General features: G+C 48.2%; 2 protein-coding genes. One reads left to right on the top strand and one right to left on the bottom strand.

Going from position 1 to position 1,141, the window contains the following annotated elements; all coding sequences use genetic code 11:
* The first annotated feature begins 13 nt into the window (after window positions 1-13).
* Window positions 14-160 (top strand): AraC family transcriptional regulator, encoded by a 147-nt coding sequence (locus R8N28_RS26200; RefSeq protein ID WP_318183781.1) that lies wholly within the window; start codon window positions 14-16, stop codon window positions 158-160.
* Window positions 161-226: 66 nt separating this feature from the next.
* Here R8N28_RS26200 and R8N28_RS26195 read toward each other — a convergent pair whose 3' ends face one another.
* Window positions 227-1,114: a DMT family transporter gene (locus tag R8N28_RS26195; RefSeq protein WP_025508945.1), complete on the bottom strand. Its 888-nt coding sequence runs from the start codon at window positions 1,112-1,114 to the stop codon at window positions 227-229.
* Window positions 1,115-1,141: the final 27 nt, after the last annotated feature.

Below are 1,141 nucleotides of genomic sequence, written 5' to 3'. Positions count from 1 at the left end.
TACAGCACAAAAAATGGTGTGCAATAGCGATGCGAGTGTCAGTGCAATAGCTGAGCTATGTGGTTTTAAGCATGCCTCTTATTTTGGTGCCTGTTTCAGAAAAGAATATGGTGTCACACCGCTTGCTTATCGAAAACAAGCCGAGCTCAGAGCGAGTTGATCGTATTGAATAACAAACGCCCGATACAAAATCGGGCGTTCTCTTGAATATGATGGGGATGATTACTTAAACCGTTATTACTTCTTTTCTTGCGCGCAACGACGTTAAAATTTGAGGCAGTAAAGACATCACAATCATGCCCACCATCAAGCTGTATTGGAGTGGGGTAAAGTTTTCACCCAGCAGCAATAACCCAGAGACGATCCCTGCAATCGGGTTGGCAATGCCACCAAACGTAAAGTCGACCACAGACATGCGTTGCAACAACCACACATACATGCCGTAGCCTAGCGCGGTGTTGAGCACAATGACCCACAGCAGCCCTAGTGTGTTGGTCATATCTATATTCTGTACGGCCTGCACATAAGGCTGCGGATTGATGGTAGCTAACACAGCCGCGGCGATAGACAGCAATACACCACCCAAAATCAACTGCCACGTGAGTACCGTCCACCAATGCATTTTTGTGCCGAGTGATTTGGTTACGCTACTGCCAATCACGATGCACATGATGGCCGCCAGCATCGCCCCTAAACCGATAGGGTTGAGCGAGATTGAGCTTGGATCGAACAAGAACCACGCTAACGCAATCAGTACTGCGCCGCTAATGCCTTGTATTGCGCTAGGCTGACGTTTGTAAACCGCCCAACCAAACAGCATGGCAAAGACGGGGACAGAAATCATGCCGACACCGGAAATTGCAGAAGGTAGGGTCAACGCCATCACAAAAATGAGGCCAAAGAAGAAGGCGATGTTAATCGTGCCCAATACCAATAACACTTTCCATTCGTGCTTTTTAGGCAGCGAAGGTTTGATTGCCAGTAGCAGTAGTCCGGCTGGCAGTGCCCGCAGTGCTCCCAGCAACACAGGCGGCCAGTCTGGAAGAGTGAACTGCGTAACGGCATAAGTAGTGCCCCAGAAAAATGCGGGGATCATTGCGAGTAATATGTTCATGTAAAATATCTTCACGTTGAGATAATT

The organism is Vibrio sp. Vb1554 (assembly GCF_033344235.1).
Note: the sequence above shows the minus strand (reverse complement) of the source record. Positions and strands in the feature narration are given on the sequence as shown.

Bases quoted from the DNA above. Each gene is read 5' to 3' on its own strand.
- R8N28_RS26200 (WP_318183781.1), top strand. From the start codon at position 14: ATGGTGTGCAATAGCGATGCGAGTGTCAGTGCAATAGCTGAGCTATGT.
- R8N28_RS26195 (WP_025508945.1), bottom strand. From the start codon at position 1,114: ATGAACATATTACTCGCAATGATCCCCGCATTTTTCTGGGGCACTACT.